At 70.9% G+C, this 16,994-nt stretch carries 17 protein-coding genes and 4 tRNA genes; 5 read left to right on the top strand and 16 right to left on the bottom strand.

Annotation, left to right across the window (positions count from 1 at the left end; translation table 11 throughout):
• Positions 1–62: 62 nt before the first annotated feature.
• From OO57_RS04235 to OO57_RS04210, 6 genes are all read right to left on the bottom strand, one after another.
• Complete coding sequence (locus tag OO57_RS04235; RefSeq protein ID WP_158715017.1) at positions 63–881, bottom strand: hypothetical protein; 819 nt, start codon at positions 879–881, stop codon at positions 63–65.
• A 184-nt stretch (positions 882–1,065) separates the two neighbouring features.
• The gene (gene rplA / locus OO57_RS04230) at positions 1,066–1,788 is read right to left on the bottom strand and encodes a 50S ribosomal protein L1 (RefSeq protein WP_033250892.1); all 723 of its coding nucleotides are present in this window, start codon (positions 1,786–1,788) and stop codon (positions 1,066–1,068) included.
• A 74-nt stretch (positions 1,789–1,862) separates the two neighbouring features.
• A complete protein-coding gene (gene rplK / locus OO57_RS04225) occupies positions 1,863–2,297 on the bottom strand; it encodes a 50S ribosomal protein L11 (protein WP_030457453.1) in 435 nt (144 codons plus the stop codon).
• A gap of 166 nt (positions 2,298–2,463) precedes the next feature.
• Positions 2,464–3,357, bottom strand: coding sequence for a transcription termination/antitermination protein NusG (gene nusG, locus OO57_RS04220; protein ID WP_033250891.1), 894 nt, complete (start codon positions 3,355–3,357; stop codon positions 2,464–2,466).
• Positions 3,358–3,536: 179 nt separating this feature from the next.
• Entirely contained in the window at positions 3,537–3,908 is a 372-nt protein-coding gene (gene secE, locus OO57_RS04215) for a preprotein translocase subunit SecE (RefSeq protein WP_033250890.1), read from the bottom strand.
• A 141-nt stretch (positions 3,909–4,049) separates the two neighbouring features.
• Positions 4,050–4,122 (bottom strand) — tRNA-Trp (locus tag OO57_RS04210).
• Positions 4,123–4,432: 310 nt separating this feature from the next.
• Between OO57_RS04210 and OO57_RS04205 the strand changes: the two genes are divergently transcribed.
• Both OO57_RS04205 and OO57_RS04200 read left to right on the top strand, forming a co-directional pair.
• Entirely contained in the window at positions 4,433–5,671 is a 1,239-nt protein-coding gene (locus tag OO57_RS04205; RefSeq protein ID WP_033250889.1) for a pyridoxal phosphate-dependent aminotransferase, read from the top strand.
• Between the two features lie 105 nt (positions 5,672–5,776).
• Complete coding sequence (locus OO57_RS04200) at positions 5,777–6,805, top strand: adenosine deaminase (protein WP_033250888.1); 1,029 nt, start codon at positions 5,777–5,779, stop codon at positions 6,803–6,805.
• A gap of 31 nt (positions 6,806–6,836) precedes the next feature.
• Here the strand turns inward: OO57_RS04200 and OO57_RS04195 are convergent, their stop codons facing one another.
• The 9 genes from OO57_RS04195 to OO57_RS04160 all read right to left on the bottom strand — a co-directional run bounded on the left by OO57_RS04195 (position 6,837) and on the right by OO57_RS04160 (position 12,048).
• Positions 6,837–7,874, bottom strand: coding sequence for a UDP-N-acetylmuramate dehydrogenase (locus tag OO57_RS04195; protein WP_033250957.1), 1,038 nt, complete (start codon positions 7,872–7,874; stop codon positions 6,837–6,839).
• Between the two features lie 161 nt (positions 7,875–8,035).
• Positions 8,036–8,431 (bottom strand): antibiotic biosynthesis monooxygenase, encoded by a 396-nt coding sequence (locus OO57_RS38315; RefSeq protein ID WP_063737488.1) that lies wholly within the window; start codon positions 8,429–8,431, stop codon positions 8,036–8,038.
• A gap of 45 nt (positions 8,432–8,476) precedes the next feature.
• The gene (locus tag OO57_RS04185; RefSeq protein WP_033250887.1) at positions 8,477–9,886 is read right to left on the bottom strand and encodes a DHA2 family efflux MFS transporter permease subunit; all 1,410 of its coding nucleotides are present in this window, start codon (positions 9,884–9,886) and stop codon (positions 8,477–8,479) included.
• Between the two features lie 81 nt (positions 9,887–9,967).
• Positions 9,968–10,531: a TetR/AcrR family transcriptional regulator gene (locus OO57_RS04180; protein WP_234337220.1), complete on the bottom strand. Its 564-nt coding sequence runs from the start codon at positions 10,529–10,531 to the stop codon at positions 9,968–9,970.
• Between the two features lie 101 nt (positions 10,532–10,632).
• Complete coding sequence (locus OO57_RS04175; protein ID WP_033250885.1) at positions 10,633–11,061, bottom strand: MaoC family dehydratase; 429 nt, start codon at positions 11,059–11,061, stop codon at positions 10,633–10,635.
• Positions 11,058–11,519: a MaoC family dehydratase N-terminal domain-containing protein gene (locus tag OO57_RS04170; RefSeq protein ID WP_033250884.1), complete on the bottom strand. Its 462-nt coding sequence runs from the start codon at positions 11,517–11,519 to the stop codon at positions 11,058–11,060. Before OO57_RS04170 ends, OO57_RS04175 begins: the two co-directional genes overlap by 4 nt.
• Before the next feature lie 94 nt (positions 11,520–11,613).
• The gene (gene rpmG / locus OO57_RS40635) at positions 11,614–11,778 is read right to left on the bottom strand and encodes a 50S ribosomal protein L33 (protein WP_006604855.1); all 165 of its coding nucleotides are present in this window, start codon (positions 11,776–11,778) and stop codon (positions 11,614–11,616) included.
• 83 nt (positions 11,779–11,861) lie between these two features.
• A tRNA-Met gene (locus tag OO57_RS04165) sits at positions 11,862–11,934 on the bottom strand.
• Between the two features lie 41 nt (positions 11,935–11,975).
• A tRNA-Thr gene (locus tag OO57_RS04160) sits at positions 11,976–12,048 on the bottom strand.
• Between the two features lie 312 nt (positions 12,049–12,360).
• Between OO57_RS04160 and OO57_RS04155 the strand changes: the two genes are divergently transcribed.
• Positions 12,361–13,617, top strand: a complete 1,257-nt coding sequence (locus OO57_RS04155) for a hydrolase (RefSeq protein WP_033250883.1) — start codon at positions 12,361–12,363, stop codon at positions 13,615–13,617.
• A 185-nt stretch (positions 13,618–13,802) separates the two neighbouring features.
• On the opposite strand, the gene OO57_RS04150 is transcribed toward OO57_RS04155, so the two are convergent.
• A tRNA-Tyr gene (locus OO57_RS04150) sits at positions 13,803–13,883 on the bottom strand.
• A gap of 214 nt (positions 13,884–14,097) precedes the next feature.
• On the opposite strand from OO57_RS04150, the gene OO57_RS04145 reads away from it, so the two are divergent.
• Together OO57_RS04145 and OO57_RS39110 are read left to right on the top strand one after the other, a co-directional pair.
• Positions 14,098–14,586 (top strand): YajQ family cyclic di-GMP-binding protein, encoded by a 489-nt coding sequence (locus tag OO57_RS04145; RefSeq protein ID WP_033250882.1) that lies wholly within the window; start codon positions 14,098–14,100, stop codon positions 14,584–14,586.
• Between the two features lie 250 nt (positions 14,587–14,836).
• Complete coding sequence (locus OO57_RS39110; RefSeq protein WP_158715016.1) at positions 14,837–16,990, top strand: CHAT domain-containing protein; 2,154 nt, start codon at positions 14,837–14,839, stop codon at positions 16,988–16,990.
• Positions 16,991–16,994: the final 4 nt, after the last annotated feature.

Genomic DNA, 16,994 nt, shown 5'->3' with positions numbered 1-16,994 from the left:
ATGCCATGCGGCCCGCCCGGCCCCGGAGTCACCCCCGGGCCGGGCGGGCCGCGGCCTCACGGCTACTGCTGCATCAGGTCCGAGAGCGAGAAGACCTCGGCCGCGGCCGGGGCCGGGGTGGCCTTGACCGAACCGAGCTCGGTGTAGCTGATCACCTCGGGCGCGGAGCCGGCGGCGGCCTCCGGGTCCGGGCTGGACTGCTGGACCAGCTCGTTCTTGTCGTTGATCCAGAGGTCGACGGTGGAGGTCGAGCCCTTCTTCTGCAGCTCGGCCTGCACCTGGGCCTTGAGGGCCGGGTCCAGGTTCATCTTGGCGATCTGGTCGTCGACCTTGATCTCGCTGCGGTAGTGGGTGGCGCTCTGGCCGCCCACGGTCTCGGTGCCGACCAGGGTGGCGGTGGGCGCGGCGGCGGCCAGCTGCACCGACGGGTTCATCAGCTGCATCATCGCGGCGAAGGTGCCCGCCTCGACACCGGCCTCGCCCGAGGAGTCCTTGGTGCTGAGCGACATCCACTTCTTGCCCGGGGCGAGGGCGGCCATGTCCTCGGTGGCGCCGATGTACATCTGGTCGCCGACGAAGAGGACCTTGACCGGCTTGCCGTCCTCCTGCATCTCCAGCAGGAAGGAGGCCGGGGCCTTCCACACGTAGTCGGCGGTGCCGTCGCTGTCGCCGCCCTTGACGACCAGCTTGGCGCTGCCCGCCTTGTCCATGACCGCGGCGGAGGCCAGCAGGGCCTCCTTGGGCGCCAGCTTGGCGCCGCCCTTGCCCGCGGCCGGGGCGCTCTGCGAGGCCCCGGTGCCGGTGCCGGTCTTGGCGTCGGTCGAGCTGTCCGAACCGGAGCTGCTGCAGGCGGTCAGGGCGCCGAGGGCCAAACAAGCCACGGCAACGGTACGCAGTGCGCGCACGGGGGTCCCCCTCTAATCGGATTCTCATCTGAAGTACGAGAGCGGACTCTACCGAACCGCTCCGACCAGCGCGCAAACCCTTTCCGAACGCCACCGGGCCCGCACCCCCGGAGGGGTGCGGGCCCGGTGAGCGATGACCTCGCAGGGGGCTGACTCAGGGTCAGACCGCCGCCGGGTCCTCCTCGACGAGGAGGTTGCGGGTGCGGTTCGGGTCCACCTGGATGCCGGGGCCGATGGTGGTGGAGAAGGCGATCTTCTTCAGGTAGCGGCCCTTGGCGGCGGACGGCTTGGCCCGGAGGACCTCCTCCAGCGCGGCGGCGTAGTTCTCGACCAGCTGCTCGTCGGTGAACGAGGTCTTGCCGATGATCAGGTGCAGGTTCGAGTGCTTGTCGACGCGGAACTCGATCTTGCCGCCCTTGATGTCGTTGACGGCCTTGACGACGTCCGGGGTCACGGTGCCGGTCTTCGGGTTCGGCATCAGGCCACGGGGACCGAGCACGCGGCCCAGGCGGCCGACCTTGCCCATGAGGTCCGGGGTGGCGACGACGGCGTCGAAGTCCAGACGACCCTTGGCGACCTCGTCGATCAGCTCGTCGGAGCCGACGATGTCGGCGCCCGCGGCACGCGCGGCCTCGGCACGCTCACCGTTCGCGAAGACCAGGACCCGAGCGGTCTTACCGGTGCCGTGCGGGAGGATGACGGTGCTGCGGACCATCTGGTCGGCCTTGCGCGGGTCGACGCCCAGACGCATGGCGACCTCGACGGTGCCGTCGAACTTGGTGACGGAGGTCGCCTTGGCGAGGCGGACGGCCTCGAGGGGGGCGTAGATCCGGGCGCGGTCGACCTGGGCGTCCGCGGCCTTGAGGGCCTTGCTGCGCTTCACTGCTGCTCCTGTGATTAATGGAGTTCGTGGGAACGGGCCGCGCTGGGCCCTACCACGGGGGACGTACGGGCTGGTCAGCCCTCGACGGTGATGCCCATCGACCGGGCGGTGCCGGCGATGATCTTCTCCGCCGCGTCCAGGTCGTTGGCGTTCAGGTCGGGCATCTTGGTGGTGGCGATCTCGCGCACCTGGGCCGAGGTCAGCTTGGCGACCTTGGTCTTGTGCGGCTCCTTGGAGCCCTTGTCGATGCCCGCGGCCTTCAGGATGAGGCGCGCCGCCGGCGGGGTCTTCGTGACGAAGGTGAAGGAGCGGTCGTCGTAGACCGTGATCTCCACCGGCACGATCATGCCGCGCTGCGACTCGGTGGCCGCGTTGTACGCCTTGCAGAACTCCATGATGTTGACGCCGTGCTGGCCGAGCGCGGGGCCGACCGGCGGGGCCGGGTTCGCCGCACCGGCGTTGATCTGGAGCTTGATAAGCCCCGTGACCTTCTTCTTCTTGGGAGGCATGTCTCTCCGGGTCCTTCCGAGAGGTGATTGCTGATGTGCCCGGCCCCGGGGCGAAACCCGGCCGCCAGGACACACATCGGACCAGGCTAACTGGTCAGGCGTCGCGGAACCAAAACGGTGCCGGGGCGGAGGCTCTCGCCCCGCCCCGGCACCGGAGACCCGTGGGTCAGTTCTTCTGGATCTGGTCGAAGGAGAGCTCGACCGGGGTCTCCCGGCCGAAGATCTCCACCAGGCCCTTGACCTTCTTCGAGTCGGGGTTGATCTCGTTGATGGTCGCCTGCAGGGTGGCGAACGGGCCGTCGGTGACGGTGACCGAGTCGCCGACCTCGAAGTCCAGCACCTGCACCTCGACCGGGCGCACCGGCGAGGCCTTGCCGGCCTCCTTGGCGGCGGCGCGCTCCACGTCGGGGGCGAGCATCTTGACGACCTCGTCCAGGGTCAGCGGGTACGGGTCGTAGGCGTTGCCGACGAAGCCGGTGACGCCGGGGGTGTTGCGCACGACGCCCCAGGACTCCGGGGTGAGGTCCATCCGGACCAGCACGTAGCCGGGGAGCTTGTTCTGCCGGATGGTCTTGCGGTCGCCGTTCTTGATCTGGACGACCTCCTCCTGCGGAACCTGGGACTCGAAGATGTAGTCCTCGACGTTCAGCGAGACGGAGCGCTGCTCCAGGTTCTGCTTCACCCGGTTCTCGTAGCCGGCGTAGGTGTGGATGACGTACCACTCGCCCGGCGCGCGGCGCAGCTGCTCGCGGAACTCGGCGACCGGGTCGCTCTCGACCTCTTCCCCGGCGGGCTCCTCGGCAGCCTCCTCGGCGTCCGCCTCGGTGAACGCCTCCTCCGCCTCCGCCTCGGCCCCGTCCACCTCGTGCACGGCGGCGGCCTCGGCGGGCTCGCCCGCCTCCAGCTCGTCGGCGGCCTCGACCTCGTCCTCCTCGGCGTCCGCCTCGGTGACGATCTCCTCGGCAGCCTCGACGTCGGCAGCCTCGGCCGCGTCCAGCTCGGCGGCGACATCCGCCTCGCGGACGGTCTCGTCGGCGTCGTACAGGGGGGACTCAGACACGGTCGCTGCTTCTTTCCTGGTTGTGGAACGGATACCTCAACAGTACCGACTCAACGGTAGTCGCCCGTGGCCCTTCGCGCCGACAGCTCGACCCGGGCCGAAGGATTCGGCCCGGGTCGGGGTGGAGTATTCGGTGCGGGACCGGCGGGGATCCCTGCGGGGTGGTGCCGGATCGGGCGTCAGCCGAAGATCCAGAAGGCGCCCTTCGCGAAGACCCAGTCGAGACCGGCGACCACCAGCATCATCACGATCACGAAGGTGACCACGACGGTGGTGTACTGGATCAGCTGGCTGCGGGTGGGCCAGACCACCTTGCGGAGCTCCGCGATGATCTGGCGGTAGAAGATCGCCGTCCGGGCGAAGACGCCCTTCTTGGCCCGCTTGCCGGACTTCTTGCCGCCCTCGCCGCCCTCGGCCCTGTTGGCACGACGACGCTCGCGCCGGGAGGGCTTCTTGCCGTCCTCGGTGCTGGTGGCCTCGTCCGCGGCGCCTTCGGCCCCCTCGGGGTTGCCGCTCTCAGGCGTTGCGGTGGAGCCCGTGGTCTCCGTCACTCGTCCTCACCTGAATCCCGGTCCTGCGGAGGTCCGTGCCTGGTGCACGGGCGATCCGGCGAAAGCTGTGCTGGGTGGGGCCCTCTCCGCATCAAGCCCGCTCGCTCTGCGGAGCGAACGGGCTTGGCACGGATCAAGCAGCAGGGCACGAGGGACTCGAACCCCCAACCGCCGGTTTTGGAGACCGGTGCTCTACCAATTGAGCTAGTGCCCTACGGAGCCTCGCGGCTCCGGCGTGGCCCCCAACCTACCGCATCCGCCCGGCCGTGTGGTGTACCCGGCCGAAGGATCCGCACTTCGGGAGCCATCGAGCAGTGAGTGTACGGGTTCTTCGCCGATTGGTCGAACCTCATTCACCGAGATCCACATTCGCCGACTTTCGCCCCCCTCCACCCGAGATCCTCCGGCTCCGATCGCCGTCCGCCCGAGATCGTCCGGGGGTGCGGTACGGATGCTGGAACGCCGCGGGACGCATGGTGAAACCGCGATGCCCGCCCCCCGTGCGGTCTGGGACCATTCAGGGCATGAGCGCACCCACCCCCGAGAACGTCTCCCCCGCCGACCGCCGGGTCTCCGCCCGGGTCGGCGCCATCGCCGAGTCCGCCACCCTCGCCGTCGACGCCAAGGCCAAGGCCCTCAAGGCCGCCGGGCGCCCGGTGATCGGCTTCGGCGCCGGCGAGCCCGACTTCCCGACCCCCGGCTACATCGTGGACGCCGCGGTCGCCGCCTGCCAGGACCCGGCGAACCACCGCTACACCCCGGCCGGCGGCCTGCCGGAGCTGAAGGCCGCGATCGCCGCCAAGACGCTCCGCGACTCCGGCTACCAGGTGGACGCCTCGCAGGTGCTGGTGACCAACGGCGGCAAGCAGGCGATCTACAACGCCTTCGCCGCGATCCTCGACCCGGGTGACGAGGTGATCATCCCGGCGCCGTACTGGACCACCTACCCGGAGGCCGTGAAGCTGGCCGGCGGCACCCCCGTCGAGGTCGTCTCGGACGAGACCACCGGCTACAAGGTCTCGGTGGAGCAGCTGGAGGCCGCCCGCACCGCGAACACCAAGGTGGTGCTGTTCGTCTCGCCGTCCAACCCGACCGGCGCGGTGTACACCGAGGCCGAGGCCGAGGCGATCGGCCGCTGGGCGCTGGAGCACGGCCTGTGGGTGCTCACCGACGAGATCTACGAGCACCTGGTCTACGGCGACGCGACCTTCACCTCGCTGCCCGCGCTGCTGCCCGAGCTGGCCGACAAGTGCATCGTGGTGAACGGCGTGGCCAAGACCTACGCGATGACCGGCTGGCGGGTGGGCTGGCTGATCGGCCCGAAGGACGTCGTCAACGCGGCCGCCAACCTGCAGTCGCACGCCACCTCGAACGTCTCCAACGTGGCCCAGCGCGCGGCGCTCGCCGCCGTCTCCGGGGACCTCTCCGCGGTGGACGAGATGAAGACCGCGTTCGACCGCCGCCGCCGCACGGTCGTGGCGATGCTGAACGAGATCGAGGGCGTCCTCTGCCCCGAGCCCGAGGGCGCGTTCTACGCCTACCCGTCGGTCAAGGGCCTGCTGGGCAAGGAGATCCGCGGCAAGCGCCCGCAGACCTCCGCCGAGCTGGCCGCGCTGATCCTGGACGAGGCCGAGGTCGCGGTCGTCCCCGGCGAGGCCTTCGGCACCCCCGGCTACCTGCGGCTGTCCTACGCGCTCGGCGACACCGACCTGGTCGAGGGCGTCAGCCGCCTGCAGAAGCTGCTCGGCGAGGCCCGCGACTGACCCCGCGCCTGACCCCGCGTCAGCACCGCCCCCCGCGCCTCACCCGATCGGGCGAGCTGCGGGGGGCGGTTCCTGTTTCCGGGCGTTTTGCGGCAGGATCGGCGGATGGATCGCCAGCGTGATGTCCGGAGCCTTCCGAAGGCCCACCTGCACCTGCACTTCACCGGTTCGATGCGCCCCGCGACGCTGCTCGAACTCGCCGACAAGCACGGCATCCGGCTGCCCGAGGCGCTCAGTTCCGAACACCCGCCCAAGCTCCGGGCCACCGACGAACGCGGCTGGTTCCGCTTCCAGCGGCTGTACGACACCGCCCGCTCCTGCCTGCGCGACGAGTCCGACATCCGCCGCCTCGTCCGGGAGACCGCCGAGGACGAGCGCGCCGACGGCTCCCGCTGGCTGGAGATCCAGGTCGACCCGACCTCGTACGCGCCGCTGCTCGGCGGCCTGACCCCGACCCTGGAGCTGGTCCTGGACGCCGTCCGGGAGGCCTCCGGGGCCACCGGCGTCGGCATCCGGGTGCTGGTCGCCGCGAACCGGATGAAGTCCCCGATGGACGCCCGGACGCTGGCCCGGCTCGCCGTCCGGTACGCCGACCAGGGCGTGATCGGCTTCGGCCTCTCCAACGACGAGCGCCGCGGCCTGGCCCGGGACTTCGACCGCGCCTTCGCCATCGCCCGGGGCGGCGGCCTGATCGCCGCCCCGCACGGCGGCGAGCTCGCCGGGCCCGACTCCGTCCGCGACTGCCTGGACGACCTGGGCGCCGCCCGGATCGGCCACGGCGTGCGCGCCGCCGAGGACCCGCGGCTGCTCCAGCGCCTCGCCGACCGGCAGGTCACCTGCGAGGTCTGCCCCGCCTCCAACGTCGCCCTCGGCGTGTACGACAGCCCCGAGCAGGTACCGCTGCGCACCCTCTTCGAGGCGGGCGTCCCGCTCGCCCTGGGTGCCGACGACCCGCTGCTGTTCGGCTCCCGGCTGGCCGACCAGTACGCCCTGGCCCGCGAGGCGCACGCCTTCACCGACGCCGAGCTGGCCGAACTCGCCCGCCAGTCGATCCGCTCCTCGCGGGCTCCCGAGCACGTGGTGAAGGAACTGCTCGGCGAGATCGACGCCTGGCTGGTGGAGGAGCCCGCCTAGGCCCGACGGGCGGGGCGGCGGCCTGAAAGGTTCAGAGGCTGACGCCCACCATCACGGGCTCGTTCACCAGCTCCACCCCGAACGCCGCGCGCACCCCGTCCCGCACCTCGCGGGCCAGGGCGAGCAGGTCCTCGGTGGTGGCCGAGCCGCGGTTGGTGAGGGCGAGGGTGTGCTTGGTGGAGAGCGTCGCCGGGCCGCTGCCGTGGCCCTTGCGGAAGCCCGCGTTGTCGATCAGCCAGGCCGCGGAGGTCTTGGTGCGGCCCTCGCCCGCCGGGTAGGCGGGCGCCCGCAGGTCGCCCAACCGGGCGGTGAACAGGGCGAACTGGTCGTCCGTGAGGACCGGGTTGGTGAAGAACGAGCCCGCCGACCAGGTGTCGTGGTCGGCCGCGTCCAGCACCATGCCCTTGCCCGCGCGCAGCCGCAGCACCTCGGCGTGGGCGTCCCCCAGCTTCACCCGCTGCCCCGCCTCGACGCCCATCGACCGGGCCACCTCGGCGTACTTCACCGGCGAGGACAGCCCGCCCTCGTCCGCGAGCCGGAACCGCACCCGCAGCACCACGTACCGGTCCGGGTCGGCCTTGAAGCGGCTGTGCCGGTAGGAGAAGGCGCAGTCCCCGGCGGCCAGCGTGACGGTCTCGCCGAGCAGGCGGTCGTAGGCGACCACCTCGGTAACGGTCTCCGCGACCTCCTGGCCGTACGCGCCCACGTTCTGCACCGGCGTCGCGCCGGCCGAGCCGGGGATGCCGGCCAGGAACTCGATCCCGGCCAGCCCGGCGGCGACGGTGCGGGCCACCGCGTCCGACCAGACCTCGCCGGCCGCGAGCTCCAGCAGCGTGCCGTCCAGGGCGAAGCCCTCGGTGGCGATCCGCAGCACCGTCCCGGGGAAGCCGGCGTCCCCGATCACCAGGTTCGAGCCGCCGCCCAGCACCAGCAGCGGCTCCCCCGCCGCGTCCGCCGCCCGGACCGCGGCCACCACCTCGGCGTCCGTCTGCGCCGTCACCAGCCGCCGGGCCGGGCCGCCCAACCGCAGCGTCGTCAACGGGGCCAGCGGCGCGTCCATCTCCTCGATCACCGCCCCAGCCTAAGGCAGCCCGGGGGGAACGGCGGGACGCGCTTCCAGGGGCTCGGGGAACGGCGGGTCCGAGCTGCCGGCGGCCGGAGCCCGGCGGGAAGTCCGTGCTGCTCCGGGCCGTACGAACAGCACCCGGAGCAGCCCCCGGCCCCGGGGCGCTACGCGGCCTCCGCGAGCCGCCGGTCCGCCTCCGCCCACTCCGGTGCGTCCGGGGTGTCGGCCTCCCATCTGGCGAACGCGGAGTGCTCCATGGCGGGCCGCAGCCCGGTCATCGCCCGCCGGTGGGTGTCGGAGCGGACGAACGCGGTGAGCGCCTCCCGGTCGCTCCAGGCGGAGAGCACCCAGAAGGTGCGCCGCAGCGGCGCGGCCCGCAGGGTGACGCCGAGCGAGCCGGGGGCCCGGCGGGCCTGGGCGCGGACCGCCAGGGACTGCCGCAGGAAGCCGGGCACGTGCCGCAGCCCGCGCACCCGCAGTTCGGCGGCCATCACCACGGGCCGGTCCGACGGCCGCGGCGCGACGGGTCCGGGGGTCCAGGGCAGGGTCAGGGCGAACATGGCGGTTCTCCTTCTCTCTCCGTTTTCTCTCTCCGTTGTCACGCGTCAGGCCGGAACGGTGGTCTCCGGGCGGGCCGCCGCGGCGGTCCGCATGCCGTGCCGTCGCGGGACGAGTGCCGCGGCGACCGCCCCGCCCCCGATCGCGAGGGCGCCGACGACGATCGCGGGGACGAGTCCGTCGGTGAAGGCGTCGGTGCTGCCGTAGCCGCCCCGGGCGGAGAAGACCGCGGAGAGCACGGCCACGCCGAGGGCGCCGCCGACCTCCCGCATGGCGTTGTTCGCCCCGGAGGCGATGCCCTGTTCGGCGGGGCGGACGCTGGCCATCACCAGGTTGGCGGTGGGGGCGAAGTAGAGGGACATCCCGATGCCGCAGACCATCAGGACCGGGACCTGCTGCCCGTACCCGGCGGAGTGCTCGGCGAGCAGGGCCACCCCGAGCAGGCCGAGGGCCTGGAGGACGAGTCCGGTGACGACGATCGGGCGGCCGCCGATCCGGTCGGTGAGGATCCCGGCGACCGGGGCGACCAGCAGCGGCATGGCGGTCCACGGGAGCATCCGGACGCCGGCCTGTTCGGCGGTGTAGCCGTTGACGCCCTGGAAGTACTGGCTGATCAGGAAGATCGAGCCGAACATGCCGAGGAACATCAGCAGGCTGGCCGCGTTGACGGCGCTGAACGCCCGGTTGCGGAACAGCCGCATCGGCAGCATCGGCCGCTCCGCGAAGCGGGCCTCGTACCCGGCGAAGGCGGCCAGTAGCAGGACGCCGCCGATCAGCGAGGTGAGCACCAGCGGGTCGGTCCAGCCGTCGGGGTTGCCGCGGACCAGGCCGAGGACGAGGCCGAAGAGGCCGCCGCTGACCAGCAGGGTGCCGGGGAGGTCGAGGCGGGGGCGCTCGCCGCGGCTCTCGCCGAGCACGGCGCGGGCCAGCGGCAGCAGGAGCAGGCCGACCGGGACGTTCACCCAGAAGATCCACTGCCAGGAGAAGCGCTCGGTGAGGCTGCCGCCGATCAGCGGCCCGGTGGCGACGGCCAGCCCGCTGACCCCGGACCAGATGCCGAACGCCATGCCGCGCCTGGCGGCGGGCACCGCGACGGTCAGCAGGGTGAGGGTGAGCGGCATCATCACGGCCGCGCCGACGCCCTGGACGGCGCGGGCGGCGATCAGCGTCCCCATGGTCGGGGCGAGGGCCGCGGACGCCGAGCCGAGGGTGAAGACCGCGAGCCCGCCGAGGAACATCCGGCGGCGGCCGAAGCGGTCGCCGAGGGCGGCGCCGAGCATCAGCAGGACGGCGAAGGTCAGGGTGTACGCGCTGACCGTCCACTCCAGGTCGGCGAGGGCGCCGCCCAGGTCGGCGCGGATCGCGGGCAGTGCGGTGGTGACCACCAGGTTGTCGAGTCCGGCCATGAAGCTGGCCACGCTGACGACCACCAGGGTCCAGACGGCTTGCCTGTTCATCTCGCTTCCCCCATAGGTTGTGATTGCTCAATAACTTTCAGGGGCCGAAAAAAGGGCGCCCGCCGCCGTCGGCGGAGCGCCTCAGCCCTCCTCGGCCCGCTTCTGCTGCTCGCTCATCTCCACGAACGCCGACCAGAGCCCGTGCTCGATCGGGTACCCCAGCGCCACCAGGGTGTTGATCAACATCCCGTGCGCCATGAACTCGGTGGCCTTGACCCGGTCGCCGATCCGCTCCTCGATCCGCTCGAACAGCCGTGACCAGCCCGCCCGCGCCATCTCGCCGATGTCGCCGTCGCCGGCCGACTCCGCCGCGAACACCGAGACGTAGATCTGCATCTGCATCATCACCTGCTCCCGGTCCTCGACCAGGCCCAGGTACGCCCCGCCCATCGCGTCGCAGGCCGCCTCCCCGGCCAGGCCCTCCGAGGCGCGGTCGAAGACGTTCCAGGTCTCCTCCATGCAGTGCTCGGCCGCCGCCGCGAAGATCGCCTGCTTGTTGGGGAACAGCCGGAACAGGTACGGCTGCGAGACGCCCACCCGGCGGGCGATCGCCTCGGTGGACGTGCCCCGGTAGCCGCCCCGGGCGAACTCCACCATCGCCGCCCGGACGACGCTCTCGCGCCGCTCCTCGGCGGACATCCGCATGCTGTTCCTGGCCACACCCACAGATTAGTGATTGGCCAATAACTTTGCAAGGCCGCCCGGTGCGGGCCCCGCTCCCGGGACCCGCACCGGCTCGGACGGGCTCAGCCCAGCCGGACGACGGCCCGGGCCATGCCCAGGACCTTCTGCCCCTCGCTGGTCGCGACCAGGTCCACCCGGACGCGGTTGTCCTCCAGCAGCGCGGCCACCTTCGCGGTGACCTCGACCGTCGCGCCGACGCCGTCGTTGGGGACGACCACCGGCTTGGTGAAGCGGACGCCGTACTCGACCACCGCGGCCGGGTCGCCGACCCAGTCGGTCACCACCCGGGCGGCCTCGGCCATGGTGAACATGCCGTGCGCGATCACGTCCGGGAGGCCGACCTCCAGGGCGAACTTCTCGTTCCAGTGGATCGGGTTGAAGTCCCCGGAGGCACCGGCGTACTGCACCAGCGTCGCCCGGGTCACCGGGAAGGACTGCGCCGGCAGCTCGGTGCCGACCTGGACCTCGTCAAAGCGGACCGCCACGGTCACTCCTCCCCGGCTTCGTCGGCGGCGCGCGCCACCAGCGTCATGATCGACGTCACCACGTGCTCGCCGCCGGCGTCCACGACCTCGCCGCGGACGGTCAGCACGTCGTTGCCCGCCAGCGACTTGATCGCGTCGATCGAGACCGTGACGGAGAGCAGGTCCCCCGCCCGCACCGGGCGGGTGTAGGCGAACTTCTGGTCGCCGTGCACGACCCGGCTGTAGTCGAGCCCGAGCTCGGGGTCGTTGATCACCTGCGCCGCGGCCCGGAAGCCCAGCACGAACGGGAAGGTCGGCGGGGCGACGACGTCCGGGTGCCCCAGCGCCTTGGCGGCCTCCACGTCCGTGTACGCCGGGTTCGCGTCACCGATCGCGGCGGCGAACTCGCGGATCTTCTCCCGGCCCACCTCGTACGGCTCGGTGGGCGGGTAGGTCCGCCCGATGAACGAGGGGTCGAGTGGCATGGTGCAACTCCTCTGGTGGTGCGTCCGGTCCGTCATGCAGAAACGACTCCAGGCCGCGCCCCGAACGGGGTGCGGCCTGGAGTACGAGGCAAAGTCAGCGGGTTTCGCGGTGCGCCGTGTGAGAGTTGCAACGCGGGCAGTGCTTCTTCATCTCAAGACGGTCCGGGTCGTTACGCCGGTTCTTCTTGGTGATGTAGTTCCGCTCCTTGCACTCCACGCAGGCCAGCGTGATCTTCGGGCGGACATCGGTGGCAGCCACGGGAGTGCCTTCCTTGGACAATGAATAAGAACACAGACAAGAGTAGCCGATCGGGAGTCATCCCCCCGATCGACTACGCGGGGTAGCGGTGACCGGACTTGAACCGGTGACACAGCGATTATGAGCCGCTTGCTCTACCAACTGAGCTACACCGCTTTGATGATCGGAACCCCACCGGAGCGGGATCCTTTCACCAGAGCCCCCATGCGGAATCGAACCGCAGACCTTCTCCTTACCATGGAGACGCTCTACCGACTGAGCTATAGGGGCGAACGAGGAAGAGATTACACGGTTCCGGGCCAGAGGTGAAATCCGTATCCGCCGCGGATCTCCGCAGGTCGGCGGGCCCGCACTGACGGGCCGTCACCCGACACCCGTTCGACCTCCACCGCAACCGGAACCCGCCCGACACGTCCTGACGGCCCACGTCCGACCGTCCCGGCTCCCCGCCGCCTAGGCTCGACCGTCAGTGATCTCTCACGTGACCCCTCGGACGACCTCCCACGGGTGCGCCGCAGGCCGACCGCCCCGTCCAGGGCCCCGGGGCCGCCGAGCGGTCGACGGGACTGGAGGAGCGGGCCGATGAGCGAACGCAGCGAGGACGGCGCCCAGCCGCCGCCGTCCGCCAACCCGCTCGGGCACGGGCCGGTGCTGCTGCTCACCGGGGCCCGGCTGCTGGACGGGCGGGTGGTGGACGTCCGGATCAGCGGGGACCGGATCCAGGCCGTCGGCACGGTCGGCAGCCTCGGGCCGCTGCCCGCGATGCCCGGGCAGCCGACGGTCACCACCGGCGCCCGGATCGACCTGTCCGGCTACCTGCTGCTGCCCGCCCCCGCCGAACCGCACGGGCACTACGACAGCGCGTTCGCCGCACCCCCGCCCGGACCCGGGGAGGACGGCCCGGCCGAACTGGTCCGCCGGGTCACCGAGTCCGCACTGACCTCGCTCGGCTACGGGGCCACCGCCCAGCGCACCCACGTCCGGATCGGCGACGTGCACGGGCTGCACCGGCTGGAGGCCGTCCTCACCGCCCGCCAGGCGCTGCGCGGGCTGGCCGAACTGCAGGCGGTCGCCATGCCCCGGCTGCTCACCGGCCGGGCCGGGGCGGACGGGCGGGCCCTGCTCCGGGAGGCGCTCAAGCTCGGCGCGGACGCGGCCGGCGGCTGCCCCGACCTCGACCCGGACCCGGTCGGCTACGTCCGGGCCGTGCTGGAGGCCGCGGCCGAGGCCGACTGCCCGGTCGACCTGCACACCGACGCCGCCGACCGGGCCCAACTCGCCCGCCTGGTCGCCGCCCTCGCCCCGCACCGGCCCCGGGTCGCGCTCGGCCCGTGCAGCGCCCTGCCGCCCGGCGGCGCGGACGTCCTGGCCGGCGCGGGCGTCCGGGTGGTCTGCCTGCCGCAGAACGGCAGCTGCACCGGCCTCGAAGACCGCCCGATCGGCCTGCGCCCCGCCCTGGTACGGGAGTTCGCCCAGGCCCGGGTCGCCCTCACCGCCGGTGCCGGGGCCCTCCGCGACGCCTCCAACCCGGTCGGCCGGGCCGACCCGCTGGACACCGCCCGACTCCTCGCCGCGGGCGGCGCGCTCTCCCCCGAAGCCGCCTACGACGCCGTCTCCACCCAGGCCCGCACCACGCTCGGCCTCCCCCCCGTCCGGGTCGACGCCGGCTTCCCCGCCGAACTCCTCGCCGTCCGCGGCGACAGCCTGACCGGCGCCCTCTCCGGCGGCCACTCCCGCCTGGTCGTCCACTGCGGCCGGATCGTCTCCCGCACCAGCGCCGTCCGCGAGTTCGCCGACACCGTCACCCTGGCCCTCCCCCGCCAGAACCACCCGGGCTGACACCCCCCCCCGCGCGCGCGAAACCCCGGCCCCGGACCGGGGCCGCTCGCCACCGCCGCCCCCGGCGACGACGTCCCGCTCCCGGCCGCCACCTCCGGGTGGGCCCGGCGGCGGGCCCGCCGCGGCGCACGACGAAGAAGCCCCCGGCTGCGTCTCCGCAGCCCGGGGGCTTCTCCACTATCCAGTGGCTGGTGCAGGGTTCGAACCTGCGTAGCTTGCGCGACAGATTTACAGTCTGCTCCCTTTGGCCGCTCGGGCAACCAGCCAGGGATGGTGTCTCGCGGGGCACTGCCCCGTTCGACGTCGTAAACGATACCTGATGTGGGGGGGTGGTCCGCCACTCGGTTACGTCACGTCGTGATCAAGGTCGGCGCGCGGGCGTTGCGGGCGGGGGCGCGGGGTGCTGGATAGGCTTGGGCGTCGCCCGCCGGTGGCGGGCGGCGCGACCGTGCAGCCTGTAGTGCAAGGAGACCAACACCCATGGCCGACTCCAGTTTCGACATCGTCTCGAAGGTCGAGTGGCAGGAGGTCGACAACGCGATCAACCAGACCTCCCGCGAGATCGCCACCCGGTTCGACTTCAAGAACGTGGGCGCCGAGATCAAGCGGTCCGGCGAGAAGATCGAGATGAAGGCCAACGGCGAGGAGCGGGTCCGGGCGATCCTGGACGTGCTGCAGACCAAGTTCGTGAAGCGCGGGCTGTCGCTGAAGGCGCTGGACGCGGCGGAGCCGCAGCTGTCCGGCAAGGAGTACAAGATCTTCGCCGACATCAAGGAAGGCATCACCACCGAGGATGCCAAGAAGGTCGCGAAGATCATCCGCGACGAGGGCCCGAAGGGCGTCAAGGCGCAGGTCCAGGGCGACGAGCTGCGGGTCAGCTCGAAGTCGCGCGACGACCTGCAGGCCGTGCAGGCCCTGCTCAAGGGCAAGGACCTGGACTTCGCGATCCAGTACGTCAACTACCGCTAGCAAACCCCGCTGACCTGCGGAAACGCTAGCTTTTCGGCCTGGGAGGGCACATCGAGGGCACAACGCTGAAGCCAGCCAAGATCAGCGCCCTCGATGCGCCTCTCCTGTGCGCCGGAACCTCACCGCGCGATTCCGATGGTGCGCCGGGTGAACACCCGGGGCTGCACCTCCCTTGCGGATCATCGCAGCAGCGCTGACGTGATCAATCGAAGCCCGCAGCCAGGCAATGCGGTCGCGGTACCCTCCCGGGGTGACAGCGGAGCAGGAGCCAACGATCCATCAACCGTTCCTGTACTGCGCGGTGTTCGAACCTGATGGCGGCGAGTCCGTCCACGAGCCCCCCGTCATATCGGCACCACTCAACAGCGCTGCGGACACAGCCATACCTCACGGCCTGGCACGCGATGTCGCTACAGCGCTTCCGGGCCTGTGGTACTGCCTCCATCTGCCCCAGTCTCGTCTTGACCTGGTTGAGATGGAGCCTTGGCTGCTGCAAGGAACGCATCAGCTCTCGATGGGCCACAACATCCTGCTCATGCCCATCGACCTCTTCGAGAAGCGCGCCCTCGGCCCTCTGTGGCAACCAGTTCTCGCAGTGTGCCCCGACCACCTGCTCGACCGGACCGCAAAGCGTGCTGGCGACCTCAACTTCGTGCTGCCGGCCTCGCCCGTCTCTGCCCTGTCAGACGACAGCATCAACGCCCACTGGGGAGCCATCCACGAGCGGTTCTCGTTCGGTAGACCCATGTTGGGAGGCGTGCCAGCGCTCACCCGCCGCCTCGATCTAGCTGCTGTAGATCTACCGCACCGCCTGCTGATGCGCAGACTCGGTCGGCCATCCGAACAGCCCGAACCCGACGCCCAACCTGTCGCGTTGGTTCGCCGATCCATCCATGATCGCCTGTTCGTCGCTGCCGCAGCAGAGCTGGACCGTCGAGGGGAATCATTCGAGTCGCCGGATCTGAACCTCGCCGAGGCTGTCAGGGAGACGGCCAGCCACCGGCAAATTTCCGCATCTCTAGCCCTTCCCGGCGTGCCTCCCGCCTACGTCCGCCGCGCCTACCCTGCCCAGCTGAGGGCGCAATTGCGCCCGATGGCTGATCTTGATGTAGACGACACCTGGTCGCCCAGGATCGGGGAGCGGCCTGACGCCCTGCTCGAACGGGCCGCGATGGAGTTCGTTCTCACCCGCCGGGCAGTCGCCAACGGGGGTCCAGGCCTGATGATGCCGTCCGTTCCCCCGACTGCGTTCACCCTCCTCGCACAGTTGGAGAGGCACTTCAGGGATGCAACCCAAGATCGTCCACGCTCGGTACGGAAACTGCTAAGCAGGTTCGACGCCGCCGTCAGGCCATTGCTCACCGAGGCCGTCGTCGAGACGGTCCGTAGCGCCTCCTCCTTGACGATCTTCTCCAACTTCCCGCTGGGCCTCGTAACCATGCCTGGGGACACCGCCCCGCTGGCAGCTCGCCTGCCCATCACTTACGAGCCACTACTCCCGCTAACCCGTACGGTCCAGAGAGCTGCCACTTCGCCCATCGTCGACTGGAACAATCGCATCAGCGTGCTGGTAGCCGAGTGCATTCCCGCGAGCGACCCCGTCGGAGCGGAATCCCGACGTGGCTGGACGTTTGTGCAGCAGAGGAACGCCAACGTTGAGGGCCTCACACTCCATCTGGCAGACACCCTGTCGTTGGAAGCGCTTCGCCGGGCTGTGAGGGAGCACAACCCGGACATCCTGATCATCAGTGCCCATGGCACGATTGCAGGCGCCGCAGCGGCCCTCGTCATTGGGGGTCAGCCGTACGTCGAGCTTGGCTTGGAGAAGTCACCGCCGGTCATCCTGCTCAGTGCCTGCCACGTTGCCCCTCGTGGTGCCGGCGTCGTCAGCATTGCCGACCTCTTGCTCCGCGAGGGCGCACTGGCCGTACTCGGAACGCAGGTGCCAGTCGATGTCCGCCGCAATCTGATGCTCATGGGTCGGCTACTGGCCAACCTTGCCGATCACGTGGTCAACCCAGGCCGAAGCGCGACGCTGTTGGAGGTGTGGCACCACGTCCAAACCTCCAATGTCATCAACGACATCCTCACGGCCACGCCCGCGCTTAGGGAATGGGGCAGGACACCGGGGCCAAGTGGTCTGCCTCCGCTACAGGAGTTCATGCTCCACCGGTCGGCAGGGCAGATACGTCTCGCCCACATCTACGCGGACACCGAAAAGGTCCTAGGAGAGATCGCTGATGAACAGGGCCGAGGAGACCAGGTGCGCAACTGGTTCCGTCGGCCAGGCTACGTTCCGGAGTCGTTGTTCTATCTCTTCGCCGGCCGTCCAGAGCAGATCCACCTGTCCTCCGTGCGGGACCGGATCGAGCGCTTCCGGCCCAACTCGGAAGCGGCTGGGTAGAGCC

Source organism: Kitasatospora phosalacinea (assembly GCF_000717185.1).
GTDB lineage: Bacteria > Actinomycetota > Actinomycetes > Streptomycetales > Streptomycetaceae > Kitasatospora > Kitasatospora phosalacinea_A.
Note: the sequence above shows the minus strand (reverse complement) of the source record. Positions and strands in the feature narration are given on the sequence as shown.

What these genes read in the sequence shown, in the direction of transcription:
- OO57_RS04145 (WP_033250882.1), top strand. Translation starts at nt 14,098, where the DNA reads ATGGCCGACTCCAGTTTCGACATCGTCTCGAAGGTCGAGTGGCAGGAG.
- OO57_RS04185 (WP_033250887.1), bottom strand. Translation starts at nt 9,886, where the DNA reads ATGAACAGGCAAGCCGTCTGGACCCTGGTGGTCGTCAGCGTGGCCAGC.
- OO57_RS04205 (WP_033250889.1), top strand. Translation starts at nt 4,433, where the DNA reads ATGAGCGCACCCACCCCCGAGAACGTCTCCCCCGCCGACCGCCGGGTC.
- OO57_RS04170 (WP_033250884.1), bottom strand. Translation starts at nt 11,519, where the DNA reads ATGCCACTCGACCCCTCGTTCATCGGGCGGACCTACCCGCCCACCGAG.
- rplK (WP_030457453.1), bottom strand. Translation starts at nt 2,297, where the DNA reads ATGCCTCCCAAGAAGAAGAAGGTCACGGGGCTTATCAAGCTCCAGATC.
- OO57_RS04155 (WP_033250883.1), top strand. Translation starts at nt 12,361, where the DNA reads ATGAGCGAACGCAGCGAGGACGGCGCCCAGCCGCCGCCGTCCGCCAAC.
- OO57_RS04180 (WP_234337220.1), bottom strand. Translation starts at nt 10,531, where the DNA reads ATGCGGATGTCCGCCGAGGAGCGGCGCGAGAGCGTCGTCCGGGCGGCG.
- OO57_RS04200 (WP_033250888.1), top strand. Translation starts at nt 5,777, where the DNA reads ATGGATCGCCAGCGTGATGTCCGGAGCCTTCCGAAGGCCCACCTGCAC.
- OO57_RS38315 (WP_063737488.1), bottom strand. Translation starts at nt 8,431, where the DNA reads ATGTTCGCCCTGACCCTGCCCTGGACCCCCGGACCCGTCGCGCCGCGG.